Annotated in this window: 14 protein-coding genes; 12 read left to right on the top strand and 2 right to left on the bottom strand. The window is 47.2% G+C overall.

Annotated elements, in window-relative coordinates; translation table 11 throughout:
• Positions 1–7: 7 nt before the first annotated feature.
• From priA to ARB69_RS02415, 11 genes are all read left to right on the top strand, one after another.
• Positions 8–2,233 carry a replication restart helicase PriA gene (gene priA, locus ARB69_RS02465; RefSeq protein ID WP_055150692.1) on the top strand — a complete coding sequence of 742 codons (2,226 nt, stop codon included), beginning with the start codon at positions 8–10 and terminating at the stop codon, positions 2,231–2,233.
• A gap of 63 nt (positions 2,234–2,296) precedes the next feature.
• Positions 2,297–2,773: a peptide deformylase gene (def, locus tag ARB69_RS02460; RefSeq protein WP_055150689.1), complete on the top strand. Its 477-nt coding sequence runs from the start codon at positions 2,297–2,299 to the stop codon at positions 2,771–2,773.
• Between the two features lies 1 nt (position 2,774).
• The gene (gene fmt, locus ARB69_RS02455) at positions 2,775–3,725 is read left to right on the top strand and encodes a methionyl-tRNA formyltransferase (protein ID WP_055150686.1); all 951 of its coding nucleotides are present in this window, start codon (positions 2,775–2,777) and stop codon (positions 3,723–3,725) included.
• A 46-nt stretch (positions 3,726–3,771) separates the two neighbouring features.
• On the top strand, positions 3,772–4,470 hold the full coding sequence (locus ARB69_RS02450) for a zinc metallopeptidase (RefSeq protein ID WP_025655084.1): 699 nt from the start codon (positions 3,772–3,774) through the stop codon (positions 4,468–4,470).
• 57 nt (positions 4,471–4,527) lie between these two features.
• Complete coding sequence (gene rsmB, locus ARB69_RS02445; RefSeq protein ID WP_055150683.1) at positions 4,528–5,883, top strand: 16S rRNA (cytosine(967)-C(5))-methyltransferase RsmB; 1,356 nt, start codon at positions 4,528–4,530, stop codon at positions 5,881–5,883.
• A 3-nt stretch (positions 5,884–5,886) separates the two neighbouring features.
• Positions 5,887–6,927 (top strand): 23S rRNA (adenine(2503)-C(2))-methyltransferase RlmN, encoded by a 1,041-nt coding sequence (rlmN, locus tag ARB69_RS02440; protein ID WP_055150680.1) that lies wholly within the window; start codon positions 5,887–5,889, stop codon positions 6,925–6,927.
• A gap of 12 nt (positions 6,928–6,939) precedes the next feature.
• The gene (locus tag ARB69_RS02435) at positions 6,940–7,683 is read left to right on the top strand and encodes a Stp1/IreP family PP2C-type Ser/Thr phosphatase (protein ID WP_025655087.1); all 744 of its coding nucleotides are present in this window, start codon (positions 6,940–6,942) and stop codon (positions 7,681–7,683) included.
• A complete protein-coding gene (pknB, locus tag ARB69_RS02430) occupies positions 7,677–9,791 on the top strand; it encodes a Stk1 family PASTA domain-containing Ser/Thr kinase (RefSeq protein ID WP_055150677.1) in 2,115 nt (704 codons plus the stop codon). The genes ARB69_RS02435 and pknB overlap by 7 nt, the downstream gene beginning before the upstream one ends.
• Before the next feature lie 3 nt (positions 9,792–9,794).
• Positions 9,795–10,673: a ribosome small subunit-dependent GTPase A gene (rsgA, locus tag ARB69_RS02425; RefSeq protein WP_055150674.1), complete on the top strand. Its 879-nt coding sequence runs from the start codon at positions 9,795–9,797 to the stop codon at positions 10,671–10,673.
• A 3-nt stretch (positions 10,674–10,676) separates the two neighbouring features.
• Complete coding sequence (gene rpe / locus ARB69_RS02420) at positions 10,677–11,339, top strand: ribulose-phosphate 3-epimerase (RefSeq protein ID WP_055150671.1); 663 nt, start codon at positions 10,677–10,679, stop codon at positions 11,337–11,339.
• On the top strand, positions 11,332–11,985 hold the full coding sequence (locus ARB69_RS02415; RefSeq protein ID WP_055150668.1) for a thiamine diphosphokinase: 654 nt from the start codon (positions 11,332–11,334) through the stop codon (positions 11,983–11,985). Before rpe ends, ARB69_RS02415 begins: the two co-directional genes overlap by 8 nt.
• Before the next feature lie 186 nt (positions 11,986–12,171).
• Here the strand turns inward: ARB69_RS02415 and ARB69_RS02410 are convergent, their stop codons facing one another.
• Together ARB69_RS02410 and ARB69_RS02405 are read right to left on the bottom strand one after the other, a co-directional pair.
• Complete coding sequence (locus ARB69_RS02410; protein ID WP_055150898.1) at positions 12,172–12,393, bottom strand: hypothetical protein; 222 nt, start codon at positions 12,391–12,393, stop codon at positions 12,172–12,174.
• A 190-nt stretch (positions 12,394–12,583) separates the two neighbouring features.
• Complete coding sequence (locus ARB69_RS02405; RefSeq protein ID WP_055150665.1) at positions 12,584–13,444, bottom strand: AraC family transcriptional regulator; 861 nt, start codon at positions 13,442–13,444, stop codon at positions 12,584–12,586.
• A 210-nt stretch (positions 13,445–13,654) separates the two neighbouring features.
• Here ARB69_RS02405 and ARB69_RS02400 point away from each other — a divergent pair, with 210 nt between their 5' ends.
• A complete protein-coding gene (locus ARB69_RS02400) occupies positions 13,655–16,693 on the top strand; it encodes a glycoside hydrolase family 2 TIM barrel-domain containing protein (protein WP_055150662.1) in 3,039 nt (1,012 codons plus the stop codon).
• Positions 16,694–16,784: the final 91 nt, after the last annotated feature.

The raw sequence follows: 16,784 nt of genomic DNA, 5'->3' as shown, positions 1-16,784 counted from the left end.
ACATTTCATGTATGCGAATATTATCGTAGACATTACACATGAAAAACTGGATAAGATATTTCAATACAGAGTCCCCTCCCGTCTGGAAGGGGAACTTTCTGTTGGGATGGAAGTACGGGTGCCGTTTGGCCGGGGGAACCGGGAGACGAAGGGGTACGTCATCGGCCTGACAACGCGCTGTAATTATGAGGAATCCAAAGTAAAAGAGCTTCTGGATATCTCCAGGAGCGGCGTGGCAATAGAAGGAAAGCTTGTGGCACTGGCGGCTTGGATGAAGGAGCAGTACGGAGGAACTATGATCCAGTCCTTAAAGACCGTGCTGCCCATCAAGCAGAAGGAAAATGCCAGGGTGAAAAAGCGGGTCCGCCTTCTGTTGGACGAGGAGGACGGCAGGAAGAAGCTTGAGTACTATCTCGAAAAGAATCAGCGGGCAAGGGCAAGGCTGATGGCCGCCCTTCTGGATGACCATGTGCTGGACTATGAACTGGTGTCCCGGAAACTGAATATCACCCTTGCTGTTGTACGGGCGTTGGAGGAACAGGGAGTTCTTGCACTGGAGACAGAGCAGGTATACCGCAATCCGGTGAAAGGGAAAAGAGAAGCGTGCAGCATCACTTTTACCGAAGAACAGCGGCATGCGGTGGATGTATTCTGGAAAGACTATGAACAGGAGAATTACGGCACATACCTGCTATATGGGGTGACAGGCAGTGGAAAGACGGAAGTGTATATCGAAATGATACGCAGGGCGGCGGCCCTCGGGAAACAGGCCATCGTGCTGGTCCCGGAGATTGCGCTGACCTATCAGACGGTGATGCGGTTTTACCGGAGTTTTGGAGACCGGGTGTCGATCATGAATTCCAGGCTCTCGGCGGGAGAGCGCTATGACCAGATGATGCGGGCAAAAGAAGGCGGCATCGATGTGATGATCGGTCCCCGCTCCGCACTATTTACCCCGTTTCCAAACCTGGGGCTGATCGTGATAGACGAAGAGCATGAGACTACGTATAAAAGCGAGCAGGTGCCCCGGTATCATGCGAGGGAGACTGCGATAGAGAGGGCGGCGATGGAGGGAGCCAGTGTGGTCCTGGGATCGGCAACTCCGTCCCTGGAGGCGATGTACCGTGCAAAATGCGGGGAGTTCTGCCTGCTGGAGATGCCGAACCGATCCGGGATGCAGGATATGGCGGAGGTCTCCACCGTGGATCTGCGGGAAGAGATCAAAGAGGGCAACCGGTCGATTCTGAGCAGAAAACTGCAGGATATGATCGCGGATCGCCTGGAGAAGAGAGAGCAGATCATGCTGTTTTTGAACCGCCGGGGATATGCAGGATTTGTCTCGTGCAGGGAATGCGGACATGTAATCAAATGCCCTCACTGCGATGTGTCTCTTTCGTCCCACCGCAACGGGAAGCTGGTTTGCCACTATTGTGGGTACGAGGAACGCAAAGCGCCTGTCTGCCCTGAATGCGGCTCCCGCCATATCGGGGAATTCCGGGCAGGGACACAGCAGATCGAGGAGCTGGTGAAAACCCAGTTTCCGGAGGCGAGAGTGCTGCGGATGGATATGGATACTACGCGGCAGAAGGACGGGCATGAAAAGATTCTGGCGGCATTTGCCAATGAAGAGGCCGATATTCTGGTGGGAACCCAGATGATCGTAAAGGGGCATGATTTTCCGAATGTGACGCTGGTCGGTGTGCTGGCTGCGGATATGTCCCTGTATGCGGATGATTACCGGGCGGGGGAGAGGACCTTCCAGCTTCTGACCCAGGCTGTGGGAAGGGCTGGCCGCGGAAAGAAAAAAGGCGAGGCCGTGATTCAGACCTACAGCCCGGAACACTATGGAATTGTGACAGCGGCGGCACAGGATTACGAGGCGTTTTATGCGGAGGAGATACGCTACCGGGAGCTGATGGGATATCCGCCCGCGGAGAACCTGCTGGCAGTGCTGGTGAGCTGTGGGGATGAACCGCTTCTGGAAAAGGGATGCGGATATCTCAAGGAGTATGCACTGCGCATTAAAAAAGGCGGGAGCATGGAGATCATCGGTCCGGCGAGCCCGGGGATTGGAAAAATCAACGATGTGTATCGTAAAGTGCTCTATCTCAAATCAGAAAGATATGATACACTGGTAAAGATGAAAAACTATCTGGAACAATACATTGAGGTGAATCCGGGATTTCAGAAGATGAGGATCCAGTTCGATTTTAATCCGATGAATGTATTTTGAGTTTTAGAGGTTCAAAGAATAGAGAAAAGAAAAAAGAAGAAGAATAGAAACAGGGAGGATATTATGGCAATCAGAGATGTAAGAGTGATTGGAGATGAAATTTTAACAAAGAAATGCAAAGAAGTAACAAAAATGACTCTGCGTACAAAAATGCTTATCGGAGATATGTTTGATACGATGTATGAAAAGAATGGAGTGGGACTTGCTGCCTCCCAGGTTGGAGTTCTTAAGAATATTGTAACCATCGATATAGGGGAAGGCCCGATCGTGTTAATCAATCCGGAAATACTGGAGACTTCCGGCGAGCAGACCGGTGAAGAGGGATGCCTGAGTGTTCCTGGAAAATGGGGGATTGTGACCAGGCCGGATTATGTGAAAGTACGGGCTTTGAATGAAGATATGGAAGAGTTTGAGATGGAGGGCGAGGGCCTTCTGGCGAGGGCTTTCTGCCATGAAATCGCGCATTTGTCAGGGGAATTGTATGTAGATAAAGTAGAAGACGGGCTTCATGATGTGACATATGAGGAGGAAGAAGAGTAAGATGAGAGTGATATTTATGGGGACTCCTGATTTTGCTGTTGGTACTCTGGAGTCGCTTGTCCAGGCAGGACACGATGTCTGCCTGGCTGTGACCCAGCCTGACAAGCCAAGGGGCAGAGGCAAAGAAATGCAGTTTACGCCGGTAAAAGAAGCGGCAGAAAAGCATGGGATACCGGTGTATCAGCCGGCAAAGGTCCGGCAGCCGGAATGTGTGGCAGAGCTGCGGGGATACAAGGCGGATGTCATTGTGGTTGTGGCTTTTGGACAGATCCTTCCGAAGGAGATACTGGACATGACTCCGTACGGCTGTATTAATGTCCATGCGTCGCTGCTCCCGAAATACAGAGGTGCGGCGCCGATCCAGTGGTCCATTCTCTGCGGGGAAGAGGTGACGGGCATCACGACGATGCAGATGGATGAAGGGCTGGATACGGGGGACATGATCCTGAAAACAGAGGTGCCGATTACGGAGGAGGAAACAGGGGAAAGCCTGCACGACAAACTGGCTGCGGCCGGTGCAGCGCTTTGCGTGGAGACACTGGAGGCGCTGGAGGACGGTACCGCAGTTTTCGAGCATCAGGGTGAGAGTCCGACTCCTTACGCAAAGATGCTGGATAAGAAGATGGGAAATATTGACTGGGGCCAGCCGGCCGTCCGGATCGAGAGACTGGTACGGGGGCTGAATTCCTGGCCAAGCGCCTATACGCACTGGGGAGAAAAAGTGCTGAAGATCTGGAAGGCGAAAGCGGAACCGCAGAAAGAGAAGGGCGGCGCTGCTTCACCCGGAACAGTTTTGGAAGTGGAAAAAGACTCTTTCACAGTGCAGACGGGCGTGGGAATTCTGCGGATCAGCGAGCTGCAGATTCCTGGTAAAAAACGAATGGAGGCAAGTGCATTTCTGAGGGGTTATACACTGGAAACCGGCACCGTATTTAACTGCGGTTCAGAATGACCGAACCCATTTTGGCGGATGCCGCATTCGAATTGGAGGGAGTAACATGTATTTTTTTGGCTATGATCCAACTTATATATTAGTGATTATCGGGGCTGTCATCTGTATTCTGGCATCCAGCCGGGTGAACCGGGTATTCAATAAATATGCCCAGGTACGCAGCCATTCAGGGATGACAGGAAGAGAAGCGGCGGAGAAAATCTTAAGGGCAAATGGAATAAACGATGTGACCGTGCAGCATGTATCGGGGAACCTGACAGACCATTATGACCCGCGCAATAAGGTGCTGAGACTGTCGGATGCGACGTATCAGTCGGCTTCGGTAGCCGCCATAGGCGTAGCAGCACATGAATGCGGCCATGCGGTACAGCATAACGTTGGTTATGCACCGCTGAAGATTCGGGGAGCGCTGGTGCCGGTCGCTAATTTCGGCTCCATGGCGGCGTGGCCGCTGATTATCATCGGCCTGTTTATCAGCGGCCAGACATCGCTGATTCTGATCAATCTGGGGATTCTGCTGTTCTCTGCGGCAGTACTGTTTCAGCTTGTCACGCTGCCCGTAGAGTTTAATGCATCCAGAAGAGCGGTGAAGGTTCTGGAGAATACCGGAATGCTTTATCCGGAAGAAGTAAGCGCGACAAAAGAAGTGCTGGGGGCAGCGGCCCTGACGTATGTAGCCAGCGCCGCATCCATGATCCTGCAGCTTCTCAGGCTGCTTTTGATCAGCGGGCGCAGGCGTGACTAACAGGTTACTGTTTACAGGCTTGCCTTTAAACAATAACCACTGACAGGAGGAAATGAGATGGCAAAGCCGTTGAGTGACAGAGAGATTGTGCTGGGTCTTTTGATGGATATTACGGAGCATGATGTGTACAGCCATATTGCTCTGGGAAATGTGCTGAGTAAATATCAGTATCTGGATAAGCAGGAACGTGCATTTATAACGAGGGTGACGGAGGGGACTCTGGAGCACCTGATCGAACTGGACTATATTCTCAACCAGTTCTCAAAAGTAAAGGTGAAAAAGATGAAGCCGGTTATCCGCAATATACTGCGGAGTGCGGTATACCAGCTGAAATACATGGACAGTGTTCCGGATTCTGCCGTGTGCAATGAAGCGGTTAAGCTGGCGGTGAAAAAGGGCTTTGCTCCGCTTAAGGGCTTTGTAAACGGAGTGCTTCGCAGTGCTGCACGTGGGATCGGCGCGGTCGAATATCCGAGCGGCCCCGTGGAAGCTCTGTCTATACGGTACTCTATGCCGGAGTGGATCCTAAAGAAGTGGCTGGAGGAATATGACAGGGAGACTGTGGAGATGATGCTTGCAGATTTCCAGAAGGAGAAGCCGTTGACAATCCGCTGTAATACCAGCCGGTGTCAGCCGGCGGAACTGGAGGCCAGGCTGGAAAAAGAAGGGGTGCAGGCAGTGGGCCATCCGTACCTGCCTTATGCCTGCCGCATTACCGGATATGACTATCTGGGCGATCTGGAAAGTTTCCGGGAGGGATTGTTTGCGGTACAGGATGTCAGCTCCATGCTGGTCGGTGAGATTGCAGATCCAAAGCCGGACGATTATATTATAGATGTTTGTGCCGCTCCGGGCGGCAAGTCCATTCATCTTGCGGACCGTCTGGCAGGAACCGGGCATGTGGAGGCACGGGATCTGACGGAATATAAGACAGCACTGATCCGGGAGAACATAGACAGGATGGGGATGGAGAATATCTCTGCGGTGCAGATGGATGCTTCTGTGCAGGACGCCTCATCTGTGTCTAAGGCTGATATTGTGATCGCGGATCTGCCCTGCTCCGGTCTTGGCGTGCTGGGGAAAAAGACGGATTTAAAATACAGGGTTACTGAAAAACAGCTGGAGGAACTGGTGCGGCTCCAACGCAGTATACTGGACGTAGTGTGCAGCTATGTAAAGCCGGGAGGGGTACTCATTTACAGCACATGTACGATTAACCGGACGGAAAACCAGGAGAATGTAAAATGGTTTTTGGCGGATCATCCGGATTTTGCCCCGGAGCAGATGAAAGAGAGCCTCGGCGCGGAACTTCAGAGCGCTGTGGGGGAGGACGGCTGTCTGCAGCTTCTGCCGGGAGTGCACGACAGCGATGGATTTTTTATTGCCAGATTGAGAAAGAAAGGTTCAGCGTAAATAATGAAGAAGGATATCCGTGCATATACATATGAAGAATTGCAGGAGGAAATGACTGCTCTTGGGGAAAAGAAGTTTCGGGCAAAGCAGTTGTATGAATGGCTCCATGTCAAGCTGGCCGGCAGTTTTGACGAGATGACGAACCTCTCGAGAGAACTCCGGGAAAGGTTGAATGAAACATATACGATTCTTCCTGTTGAGCTGCTCGAACACCAGGAATCGAGTCTGGATGGGACGAACAAATTTCTTTTTATGCTTCATGACCAAAATGTAGTGGAAAGCGTACTCATGAGATACAAGCACGGGAACTCTGTCTGTATCTCTTCCCAGGTGGGATGCCGCATGGGCTGCAGGTTCTGCGCCTCCACGATCGGTGGTTTGGTAAGGAATCTTTCGGCATCGGAGATGCTGGGGCAGGTCTACGCGATACAGAGAATCACCGGGGAGAGGGTGTCCAATGTGGTCATCATGGGCACCGGTGAACCGCTGGACAATTATGAAAATTTTCTTCGGTTTATCAGGCTTCTGACCGATGAACACGGACTCCATATCAGCCAGAGGAATGTGACGGTTTCCACATGCGGGATTGTACCCAAGATGCGGGAGCTTGCAGAAGAAGATCTGCAGATCACGCTGGCTCTTTCCCTGCATGGAACGACACAGGAGAAGAGAAAAGAACTCATGCCGGTTGCAAACAAATATGGATTGCAGGATGTACTGCATGCATGCGATGAATATTTTGAAAAAACAGGTAGAAGGATTACCTTTGAGTACAGCCTGGTGCACGGCGTGAACGATACGGATGAAGATGCTGCAGAACTGGTCCGGATCTTAAAGCCGAGAAACTGCCATCTGAATCTGATCCCAGTGAACCCGGTCAAGGAACGCTCATTTGTGAGGCCAAGCAGGAAAAATGCCCTGAATTTCAAAAATAAACTTGAAAAAAGTGGAATAAATGTTACTATAAGAAGGGAAATGGGTGCAGATATCGATGGCGCCTGCGGGCAGCTCAGACGACGTTATGTGCAGACAAACAAAGAATAAAGGAGATATGCTATGAAGACATTTTCCATTACCGACGTTGGTATGGTACGACAAGTGAATCAAGATTATGTCTATACGACAGATAATCCGTTAGGACCTCTCCCCAACCTGTTTGTAGTTGCCGACGGCATGGGCGGACACCAGGCCGGCGATTATGCTTCAAAATATACGGTGGAAGTTCTGCAGAGAGAGCTGAAGCAGAGCGACCAGGAAGACATTGAAAAGGCGCTTGTCTCCGCGATTAAGACCGCGAACCGGGAGATCATAAAAAAGGCCTCCCAGGACTCCCATCTGAAGGGGATGGGAACCACGGTGGTCGTTGCAACGATCGTGAATCAGATGATGTATTTTGCGAATGTGGGGGACAGCAGGCTTTATCTGATCAATCAGGGTATTATTCAGCTGACCAAAGACCACTCACTGGTCGAGGAGATGGTACGTCTCGGCGGTATCAAGCCGGAGGAGGCGAAGCACCATCCGGATAAGAATATCATTACAAGGGCCATTGGGGCCAAGGACAGCGTAGAGGTAGACTTTTATGAGCACCGTCTGAAAAAGGGAGACATCATTTTGATGTGTACAGACGGACTCAGCAATATGGTGGAAGATGAAGAATTATTCCACATCGTACAGGGGGGCAGGGACATTGTAGAATCGGCAGAGTCTCTGGTAGAAACAGCAAAAGAAAACGGCGGTACGGACAATATAGGGATTGTTCTGGTAGATCCGTTTGCGGATGAGGTGAGTATATGTTAAAAGAAGGAGTATTTTTAGGGAAACGTTATGAAATATTGAGCCGTATCGGTTCAGGTGGAATGGCGGATGTTTATAAGGGGAAAGACCATAAGCTGAATCGCTATGTGGCAATTAAGGTATTAAAGAGTGATTTTCGCACAGATGAGATTTTTATCCAGAAGTTTTTAAGCGAGGCGCAGGCGGCAGCAGGCCTGATGCATCCCAATGTGGTAAATGTCTACGATGTGGGGCAGGACCGTGGTTTGTACTACATGGTCATGGAACTGGTCGAGGGAATCACATTAAAGGAATACATTGAAAAAAAGGGAAGACTCACCGCGAAAGAGACGATCAGCATTTCTATACAGATGGTGACAGGTATTCAGGCTGCACATAATCAGCATATTGTTCACCGGGATATCAAACCTCAGAACATTATTATTTCCAAAGAAGGAAAAGTAAAAGTAACGGATTTTGGGATTGCGCGGGCAACCACGGCCACCAATACCATCAGCACCAATGTTATGGGTTCCGTACACTACACCTCGCCTGAGCAGGCAAGAGGCGGCATTGTAGATGAAAAAAGTGATATTTATTCGGCCGGCATCACCATGTATGAGATGATCACCGGCCATGTGCCGTTTGACGGGGACTCTACCGTATCCGTTGCAATCAAGCATCTGCAGGAGGAGATTGTATCGCCTGCGGAGGAAGTGCCGGATATTCCATACAGCCTGGAATGCATTATCATGAAGTGTACGCAGAAGAATCCGGAACGGAGATATCTGAACTGCCAGGCGCTGATTCTGGACCTGAAGCGGTCTCTTGTCAGCCCGGAAGGGAATTTCGTCAATATGTCTCCTTACGCATCCGGATCAGACACTACGGTTGTGATGTCCACGGAGGAGATGGAACGGATCCAGGACCGTGATTACGGCGATGAAGATGATTATGATGACGACTATGATGATGACGATTACGACGACGATGATTACGACGACGATGATTACGATTATGACAGCGACGAGTACGACAGTGATGATGAGGAGGACTACAGAAGGGACAGCAGGAAGAAGAATGATGTGGATCCGAATACGCGGAAGATCATGAAGATATTGATGATCGTGGCGGCGGTCATCATCGCGTTTATCCTGCTTTTCATGATTGGGAAGGCAGCTGGGCTCTTTAAGAGCGGTACCGGGTTGAAGACGACACAGACAGAGAGCAAGGTGACGGTGCCTGATCTGGTTGGCATGACGGAAGAGGAGGCAAAGGAAGCCCTTTCCAAGAAGAATCTGGGCTATCACGTATCCGGGCGGGAGACATCCGATAAGTACGATAGTGGCGTGATTATCCGGCAGGAGACAGATGCCAAGACAAAAGTAGATAAGAATACACAGATTAATGTGGTGGTCAGTAGCGGCAAAGAAGAAAAGACCGTTATGGTTCCGAATGTTGTAGGAATGCGTGAAGACGAGGCACAGAAGATGCTGGACGACGTCAAACTGGTGGTGGATTCCACAGCGGTTTATGATAGCAGTGTAGAGGAAGGGAAGGTTATATCTACGGATCCGGCTTCCGGTGTTGAGGTAAAAGAAGGCACCAAGGTTACAATGACTGTCAGCATGGGCGCTGAGAAGGCCACCGTTCCGAATCTGGTCGAACTGAGCCAGGAAGATGCAGAAGCGGCTCTGGCTGCTGCGGGGCTTGTGGGAAGTGCTTCTGAGGAGTATAGTGATAAGTATGACGCCGGGATTGTCATGTCGCAGAAGACGAAGGCTGATAAGAAAGTGGATGCCGGGACAACGGTTGAGTATGTTGTCAGTAAAGGGCCGAAGGTGGAGATGGTAAAAGTACCCTCGATCATTGGTTACAGCCAGGACGTTGCAATTCAAATGTTGGAAGCGGAAGGCTTACAGGCAGGAGATATTACACCAGAGCCGAGCGAAACGGTGATGGCAGGGTATGTAATCAGGCAATCTGCGCCAGCTGATAGCACGAAGGCAAAAGGGGAAGCTGTTGATTTTGTAATAAGTTCAGGCCCTAAAAAAAATACTGAACCGGAGAATCCAGATAACGGCACCGATCCAGGAAATGGTTCAGGTGACAGTGATACAGAAGGTTATTAGTTTATGCAGGGAAAGATAATAAAGGGAATTGCCGGATTCTACTACGTACACGTAGTAGAATCCGGTATTTATGAGTGTAAAGCAAAAGGTGTATTCAGAAAAGAAAAGGTAAAGCCCCTGGTAGGGGATGACGTCGAGATCGAGATTTTAGACGAGGCGGAGAAGACCGGCAATATTGTCCTGGTTCTGCCCAGAAGGAACGAATTGATCCGCCCCGCTGTGGCGAACATTGACCAGGCGCTGGTCGTGTTTGCGGTGACAGAGCCAAAGCCTCATTTCAACCTGCTGGACAGGTTCCTTGTCATGATGGAAAGCAAGGAGATTCCGGTAGTGCTTTGTTTCAATAAGAAGGACATAGCCTCACAGCCGGAACTCAAAGAACTGCAGGAGATCTACAGCGCCTGCGGATACCGGGTCATATTCACCAGTGCTTTAAACGAGGAGAATATCGGGACTGTAAAGGAAGTGCTTCTGGGTAAGACGACCGTGATTGCGGGACCATCCGGGGTAGGGAAGTCCTCTCTGATCAATCTGCTCCAAACGGAGATCCGGATGGAGACGGGCAGTATCAGCAAAAAGATTGCAAGAGGAAAGCACACGACCAGACATTCCGAGTTAATTACGATAGACGGGAGTTCCTATATCATGGATACGCCTGGTTTCAGTTCTCTGTATGTCAATGATTTTGAAAAAGGGGAGCTCAAGTACTATATCAGAGAGTTTGCCCCCTATGAAGGAAAGTGCCGGTTTAACGGATGCGACCACGTGCACGAGCCGGGGTGTGCTGTAAAAGCGGCCGTGGAACATGGAGAGATTCATACCGTCCGGTATGAGGATTATCTGGAAATGTATCAGGAATTACAGGAGAAGAAGAGGTATTAGCTTATGAAAAATATTTTGGCGCCATCTATTTTGTCAGCAGATTTTAAGGTTTTAGGAGAACAGATACGGATTACATCGGATAATGGTGCAAAGTACCTGCATTTCGATGTTATGGACGGCATGTTCGTTCCCAGTATTTCTTTTGGAATGCCCGTCCTGAAGTCAATCCAGGGGGTAAGCCCCCAGGTGATGGATGTGCATCTGATGGTAACAGATCCGGGGCGTTATGTGGAGGCTTTCCAGGAGGCCGGAGCAGATATTCTGACAGTTCATCTGGAAGCATGTGAGGATGTGCAGGCCGTGCTGGACAAGATCCACGCCTGCGGTATGAAGGCCGGGGTAACGATTAAGCCGGCTACACCGGTGGAGGCGCTGGCGCCATTTCTGGATCAGGCGGACATGTTTTTGATTATGAGTGTGGAGCCTGGTTTTGGCGGACAGGCATTTATTCCGGAATCACTGGACAAGATCAGAAGCCTGCGTTCTATGCTGAAAGAGCGTGGACTGAATACAGACATCGAAGTCGACGGCGGGATTTACCAAAGCAATGTGAAAGAAGTCCTGGATGCAGGCGCGAATGTAATCGTGGCGGGTTCCGCAGTATTTAAGGGAACAATTGCGGATAATGTGACAGGACTGATGGAGATTTTGAAAGAAAATGAGTAAACGAACAGTAATTGTCAGCGGCGGACTATTGGAGGAAGAATTCGCCGTTGATATCTTAAAGGATGAAGAGACTGAATTTATTATTGGTGTGGACAGGGGACTCCTCTTCCTTTACGAGCATAACATCCTCCCCGACTATATCGTAGGAGATTTCGACAGTGCGCCCGAAGAGGTCATTGCGTACTATAAAGAAGAGACAAAGGTTCCGATCCGGGAATTTAATCCTGTGAAGGATGCATCGGATACAGAGATCGCACTGCGTCTGTGTCTGGATCTGCACAGGCGGAATATCCTGATATTGGGGGCAACCGGCACCAGGCTGGACCATGTGTGGGCGAATGTGCAGACGCTGAAGGTGGCCCTGGACGCGGGGGCAGATGCCAGGATTGTGGACAGGCATAACCAGATACGGCTTCTTAAAGAGGAGCTGGTTCTGAAAAAGGAAGAGGCATATGGTCCATATTTCTCCGTATTTCCTTTGGGCGGTGAAGTGGAGGACTTTAATATAACCGGAGCCAAGTATCCTCTGAGCCATCATATGCTGACGCCTTTTGACAGTCTGTGTGTCAGCAATGAAATAGAGGGGGATGAGGTGAGAATCTCGTTTCCTTACGGGACGGTTGTCTTGATGGAGACACGGGACTGATGCTGTATTGGAGAGAAGAACAGGTATATGCAGAGGGCATGTCTTTACTCATAAAGAAGTCTGTGGCAGGCCGCAGAATAAAGATTAAGATACTAAATTATTGGTTGAGCAATGAAGTTCCAAAGTAGCAGAGATAAAAATGAAACCGGCAGTACGGGAAGTGATTTCCTATACTGCCGGTATTTTTTATTGTTTATCTTGTTTGTCACGTTCTATTGTTTCGTTGATTGCTCTGTTAATAAACTGAGTTGCACTTTCATTCATGCTGGCTGCATGTTCTTGGACTTTAGTTCTATGTTCTGGGGTCATTCTTACTTTGACTTCCACAAATTTACTATTATATCTTGCATTGGCTTCTTTACGTGCTGGCGTTAATTTACGACCAGCCTTCTTTTTTTCTTCGCTCATTAAGATCATCTCGCTCGCAGCATTGGCGCCTTGGAGTGAAAAACTCCAATCTATCAAAAATCGCATGTGAATTATAGTGAATTACTCCAACTCGTAAAGGGCAGGAGTAATTTTGTATTTGACCGCATTATTATTTGGCGGTTACGATACTATGCTGCAAGTATCTGCTAAGGTCTTTATCCAGTCGCTATTAGTTTTCTATCTTCTTCCTATACTCCGAAGGAGAGAAGCCTTTCGTCTTATGAAACAGTCTGCTGAAATATAGCGGATTATCGTATCCGACAATTCTTGATATTTCTGAAACAGAATACTGTGTGGTTTCAAGAAGGAGCTGTGCGTTGGCAATTCTTGCGGAAACAATATACTGCATAGGCGTAGTGCCGGTATATTTCTTAAAGCTTCTGATAAACCAGCTGATGCTCATGCCACGGGACTGGGCATATTCCTTGATATTAATCTCGTTGCTGTAATTATCACTAAAATATTGTGCAGCCATATCCATTTCATTATCAAGATATACGTCAGAAAGTTTTCGTTCTTTTTGAAGCTCTCTGTGTATGGAGATTAATAGGTGGCGCATAAGGATGGTCAGTAGTTCTTCGTAATCATCCTGACAACGCTGCAATTCTGATATCATTCTTTTATAGATTTTTTCATATTCTAATGAAGTACCTACAAAGAAGGTGCGCATATTATCTTTGATTCCATATTTTCTCAAAATGTTCTTTACATCACTTCCTGTGAAATGAACCCAGTAAACTTCTGTTTTGTCCTCGCCATAGTATTCATACTTTTGCAGTTCTCTCGGACGGAAGAGCACCATGTTTCCGGCGGTGACGATGGTATCATTTTCTTCATTATCAAAATGAAAGTGAGCCTGCCCCGCACTGATATAGATAAGCTGATAATCTACACGGCCACGGGGACGATAGGTAGGAAGTTTTGGTCTTGTAAGCAGACGATAGGTTCCGCAACTGCCGACAATTAAAGGTCTGCTCTTATCCTTAAAGTCGATGGCGGAGTTGTTCAGATAACCGGAATTTAAATACATATAGACACCTCCGATAGGGATATTTACTTAATCGTTTTCGTAAAAATTATACTTTTTATGATATTGTACCATTTTGTGCATATTCTGTCTATTATAGTTTATGGACAAAAATTGCAGAATACACTAGAATTAAGCTAACAAAAGTGAAAAACGAAAATAAACAGAAAAAATAAAAGTGTGTGGGGTACACCATGTAAGGAGGAGGTTACAATGATCGTACCACGTTATTATGAGGATTTGAGTGTTTTACATGAGAATACGATGCCGGTGAGAGCATATTACATTCCAGCATCAAAGAGAATGGATAATCTTGTAGAGCACCGTGAAGAGTCAGACCGTATCCAGTTCTTAAACGGAACATGGAAGTTTAAGTACTTTGACAGCATCTATGATGTAAAGGAAGAGTTTTACAAGGCGGGATTTGATTTATCAGGATATGCAGACATGAAGGTTCCTGGTGTATGGCAGAACAAGGGTTATGACTGTCATCAGTACACAAACATCAAATATCCATTTCCATTTGATCCGCCATACGTACCACAGGATATTCCTTGCGGCGCATATGTATATGACTTCGAGTATAAGAAGGACGAGAAAGCAGGAAAAGTTTTCCTTAACTTTGAAGGAGTAGACAGCTGCTTTTATGTATGGGTAAACGGTTTCTATGTTGGATACAGCCAGGTACCACATGCCACAAGCGAATTCGACATCACAGAGGTCATCAATGATGGAAAGAACACTATCGCAGTTTTAGTAATGAAGTGGTGCGATGGTTCTTACTTAGAAGATCAGGACAAGTTCCGAATGAGCGGAATTTTCAGAGATGTATATATCTTAAAGAGACCAGAAGCAGGCATACGTGATTACAGAATTACCACAAAGGTATCAAAGGAAGCAGCAAAGGTTAACTTATCCGTAGAATTTACAAATTCAGTAGAGACGAAGGTAACACTTGAAGATAAGAACGGAGCTGTAGTTGCTGCAGACTCTATTTCAGAAAACGGAAATATTGAACTTGAGGTTGCATGCCCGGTTCTCTGGAATACAGAAAATCCTTACCTTTATACATTACTCCTTGAGACTGAGAATGAAACAATCGTTGAATATGTTGGATTTAGAACAATCGAGATTATTGATAAGGTTATCTACTTCAATGGACAGAAGATAAAGTTTCGGGGTGTAAACAGACATGATTCAGATCCTGTAACAGGATTTGCAATCAGCATGGAACAGCTTATGACTGACCTTATCATGATGAAGCAGCATAACTTCAACTCTATCAGAAGCAGTCATTATCCTAATGCTCCATATTTCTACCAGCTTTGTGATAAGTACGGATTTATGGTTATTGATGAAGCGGATATCGAAGCACACGGACCATTCATGCTTTATAGAAAAGAAGATACAGACTACAACAGATTTAAGAGATGGAATGAAAAACTTGCAGATGATCCTGCATGGGAGAAAGCCATTCTTGACAGAGTGCAGCTGATGGTAGGAAGAGATAAGAACAGACCTTCCATCGTGATGTGGTCAATGGGAAATGAGAGTGCTTATGGCTGCAACTTTGAAAAGGCTCTTAAGTGGACAAAGGAATTTGATCCATCAAGAATCACACAGTATGAGAGCGCAAGATACAGAAACTATGATGTGACATACAATTATGACCATCTAGATTTATACAGCAGAATGTATCCTTCCGTTGAAGAAATCAGAGAATATCTTGAGAAGGATGCAAGCAAGCCATTCTTACTTGTAGAGTACTGCCACAGTATGGGTAATGGCCCTGGAGATTTTGAGGATTACTTCAAGCTGATTCAGGAAAATGACCTTATGTGCGGAGGTTTTGTCTGGGAGTGGTGTGACCACGCAATTGACAAGGGAACAGCAGAAAATGGAAAGACAATGTACTACTATGGCGGAGATCACGGTGAGACAGTGCATGACTCAAACTTCTGTATGGATGGTCTTGTATATCCTGACAGAAAGCCTCACACAGGACTTTTAGAATATAAAAATGTATACAGACCTGCGAGAGTGGTTTCTTATGATGAAGAAAGCAGCAAACTAGTTCTTCATAACTACATGGACTTCGATGACTTAAAGGATTTTGTAAATGCTCAGTATGAAGTGACCTGCGATGGACTTACAGTGGATTCAGGAAAGCTTACCGTACCTTCCATAGCTCCTCACAGTGATGGAGAGATGGAAATTAAGATTAAGGTACCGAATAAGGGTAAGGTATTCCTTAAGATTACCTACACTCTTAAGAAGGAAATGGGACTGATTCCTGCAGGACATGTGCTTGGCTTTGATGAAGTAAAGATTTCAAATGAAGATGCAAGAAATCAGAACGCAGTAAAGTGGCTAGAGAAAGAAGCAACACAGTCTGATATGGAAGTATCAGAAACAGATACACAGGTTACTATTCAGGGTAAGTCGTTTACTTATATCTATAGCAAGAAGAATGGAATGTTTGAAACCCTCGTATTTGCCGGAAGAGAATACATCGACAGACCAACGGAACTTAATATCTGGAGAGCACCTACAGATAATGACATGTATGCAAAGCTTGAATGGAAGAAGGCAAAATACGATGAAGCTTACGTAAGAGCCTATGAGACAGACATCAACCAGTCAGCTGAAGGTGTAGAGATTACAGTTAAGACTTCAATGTCAGCAGCAACTGTTCAGAAGATTCTTGATGCAGCTATTACATGGAAAATCGATTGTGACGGAGCAATTACTTCATCTATCCAGGTTGTAAAGGATGACGAGTTCCCAGATCTTCCAAGATTCGGACTTAGACTTTTCTTAAATAAGAAACTTGAAAATGTTTCTTACTTTGGAATGGGACCTCACGAAAGCTACAGAGATAAGCACCAGTCTACAAGCCACGGATTATACAGAGCCAAGGTAAGTGAAATGCATGAGGATTACATCATGCCACAGGAAAACAGCAGTCACTTCGATTGCGATTATGTAGAAATCGCAAATGGCCAGTTCGGTATTGCGGCAGCATCAGAGAAAACATTCTCATTCAATGCATCTGTTTATACACAGGAAGAACTTGAGAGAGCGGCACACAACTATGAACTTGAAGAGTCAGAGAGTACAGTGCTTTGCCTTGATTATGCATTAAACGGAATCGGTTCTAACAGTTGCGGACCGGTAGTAACGGATCAGTATAGATTCGATGATGTAGCATTTGACTTTAATATCAAGTTAGTTCCTTTTGTAAAAGGATAAAATCGAATAACTGCAGGGCGGGTATGGATTATGTTACCCCGGGGAAAATGAAATATCCGCCGGCTGCATTATTATATGAGCAAGGATAATT

Origin of the sequence: Faecalicatena contorta (genome assembly GCF_001404335.1) — a bacterium.
GTDB lineage: Bacteria > Bacillota > Clostridia > Lachnospirales > Lachnospiraceae > Faecalicatena > Faecalicatena contortus_B.
Note: the sequence above shows the minus strand (reverse complement) of the source record. Positions and strands in the feature narration are given on the sequence as shown.

Excerpts from the sequence above, each read along its gene's own strand:
- priA (WP_055150692.1), top strand. The coding sequence starts at position 8 with ATGTATGCGAATATTATCGTAGACATTACACATGAAAAACTGGATAAG.
- def (WP_055150689.1), top strand. The coding sequence starts at position 2,297 with ATGGCAATCAGAGATGTAAGAGTGATTGGAGATGAAATTTTAACAAAG.
- fmt (WP_055150686.1), top strand. The coding sequence starts at position 2,775 with ATGAGAGTGATATTTATGGGGACTCCTGATTTTGCTGTTGGTACTCTG.
- ARB69_RS02450 (WP_025655084.1), top strand. The coding sequence starts at position 3,772 with ATGTATTTTTTTGGCTATGATCCAACTTATATATTAGTGATTATCGGG.
- rsmB (WP_055150683.1), top strand. The coding sequence starts at position 4,528 with ATGGCAAAGCCGTTGAGTGACAGAGAGATTGTGCTGGGTCTTTTGATG.
- rlmN (WP_055150680.1), top strand. The coding sequence starts at position 5,887 with ATGAAGAAGGATATCCGTGCATATACATATGAAGAATTGCAGGAGGAA.
- ARB69_RS02435 (WP_025655087.1), top strand. The coding sequence starts at position 6,940 with ATGAAGACATTTTCCATTACCGACGTTGGTATGGTACGACAAGTGAAT.
- pknB (WP_055150677.1), top strand. The coding sequence starts at position 7,677 with ATGTTAAAAGAAGGAGTATTTTTAGGGAAACGTTATGAAATATTGAGC.
- rsgA (WP_055150674.1), top strand. The coding sequence starts at position 9,795 with ATGCAGGGAAAGATAATAAAGGGAATTGCCGGATTCTACTACGTACAC.
- rpe (WP_055150671.1), top strand. The coding sequence starts at position 10,677 with ATGAAAAATATTTTGGCGCCATCTATTTTGTCAGCAGATTTTAAGGTT.
- ARB69_RS02415 (WP_055150668.1), top strand. The coding sequence starts at position 11,332 with ATGAGTAAACGAACAGTAATTGTCAGCGGCGGACTATTGGAGGAAGAA.
- ARB69_RS02410 (WP_055150898.1), bottom strand. The coding sequence starts at position 12,393 with ATGAGCGAAGAAAAAAAGAAGGCTGGTCGTAAATTAACGCCAGCACGT.
- ARB69_RS02405 (WP_055150665.1), bottom strand. The coding sequence starts at position 13,444 with ATGTATTTAAATTCCGGTTATCTGAACAACTCCGCCATCGACTTTAAG.
- ARB69_RS02400 (WP_055150662.1), top strand. The coding sequence starts at position 13,655 with ATGATCGTACCACGTTATTATGAGGATTTGAGTGTTTTACATGAGAAT.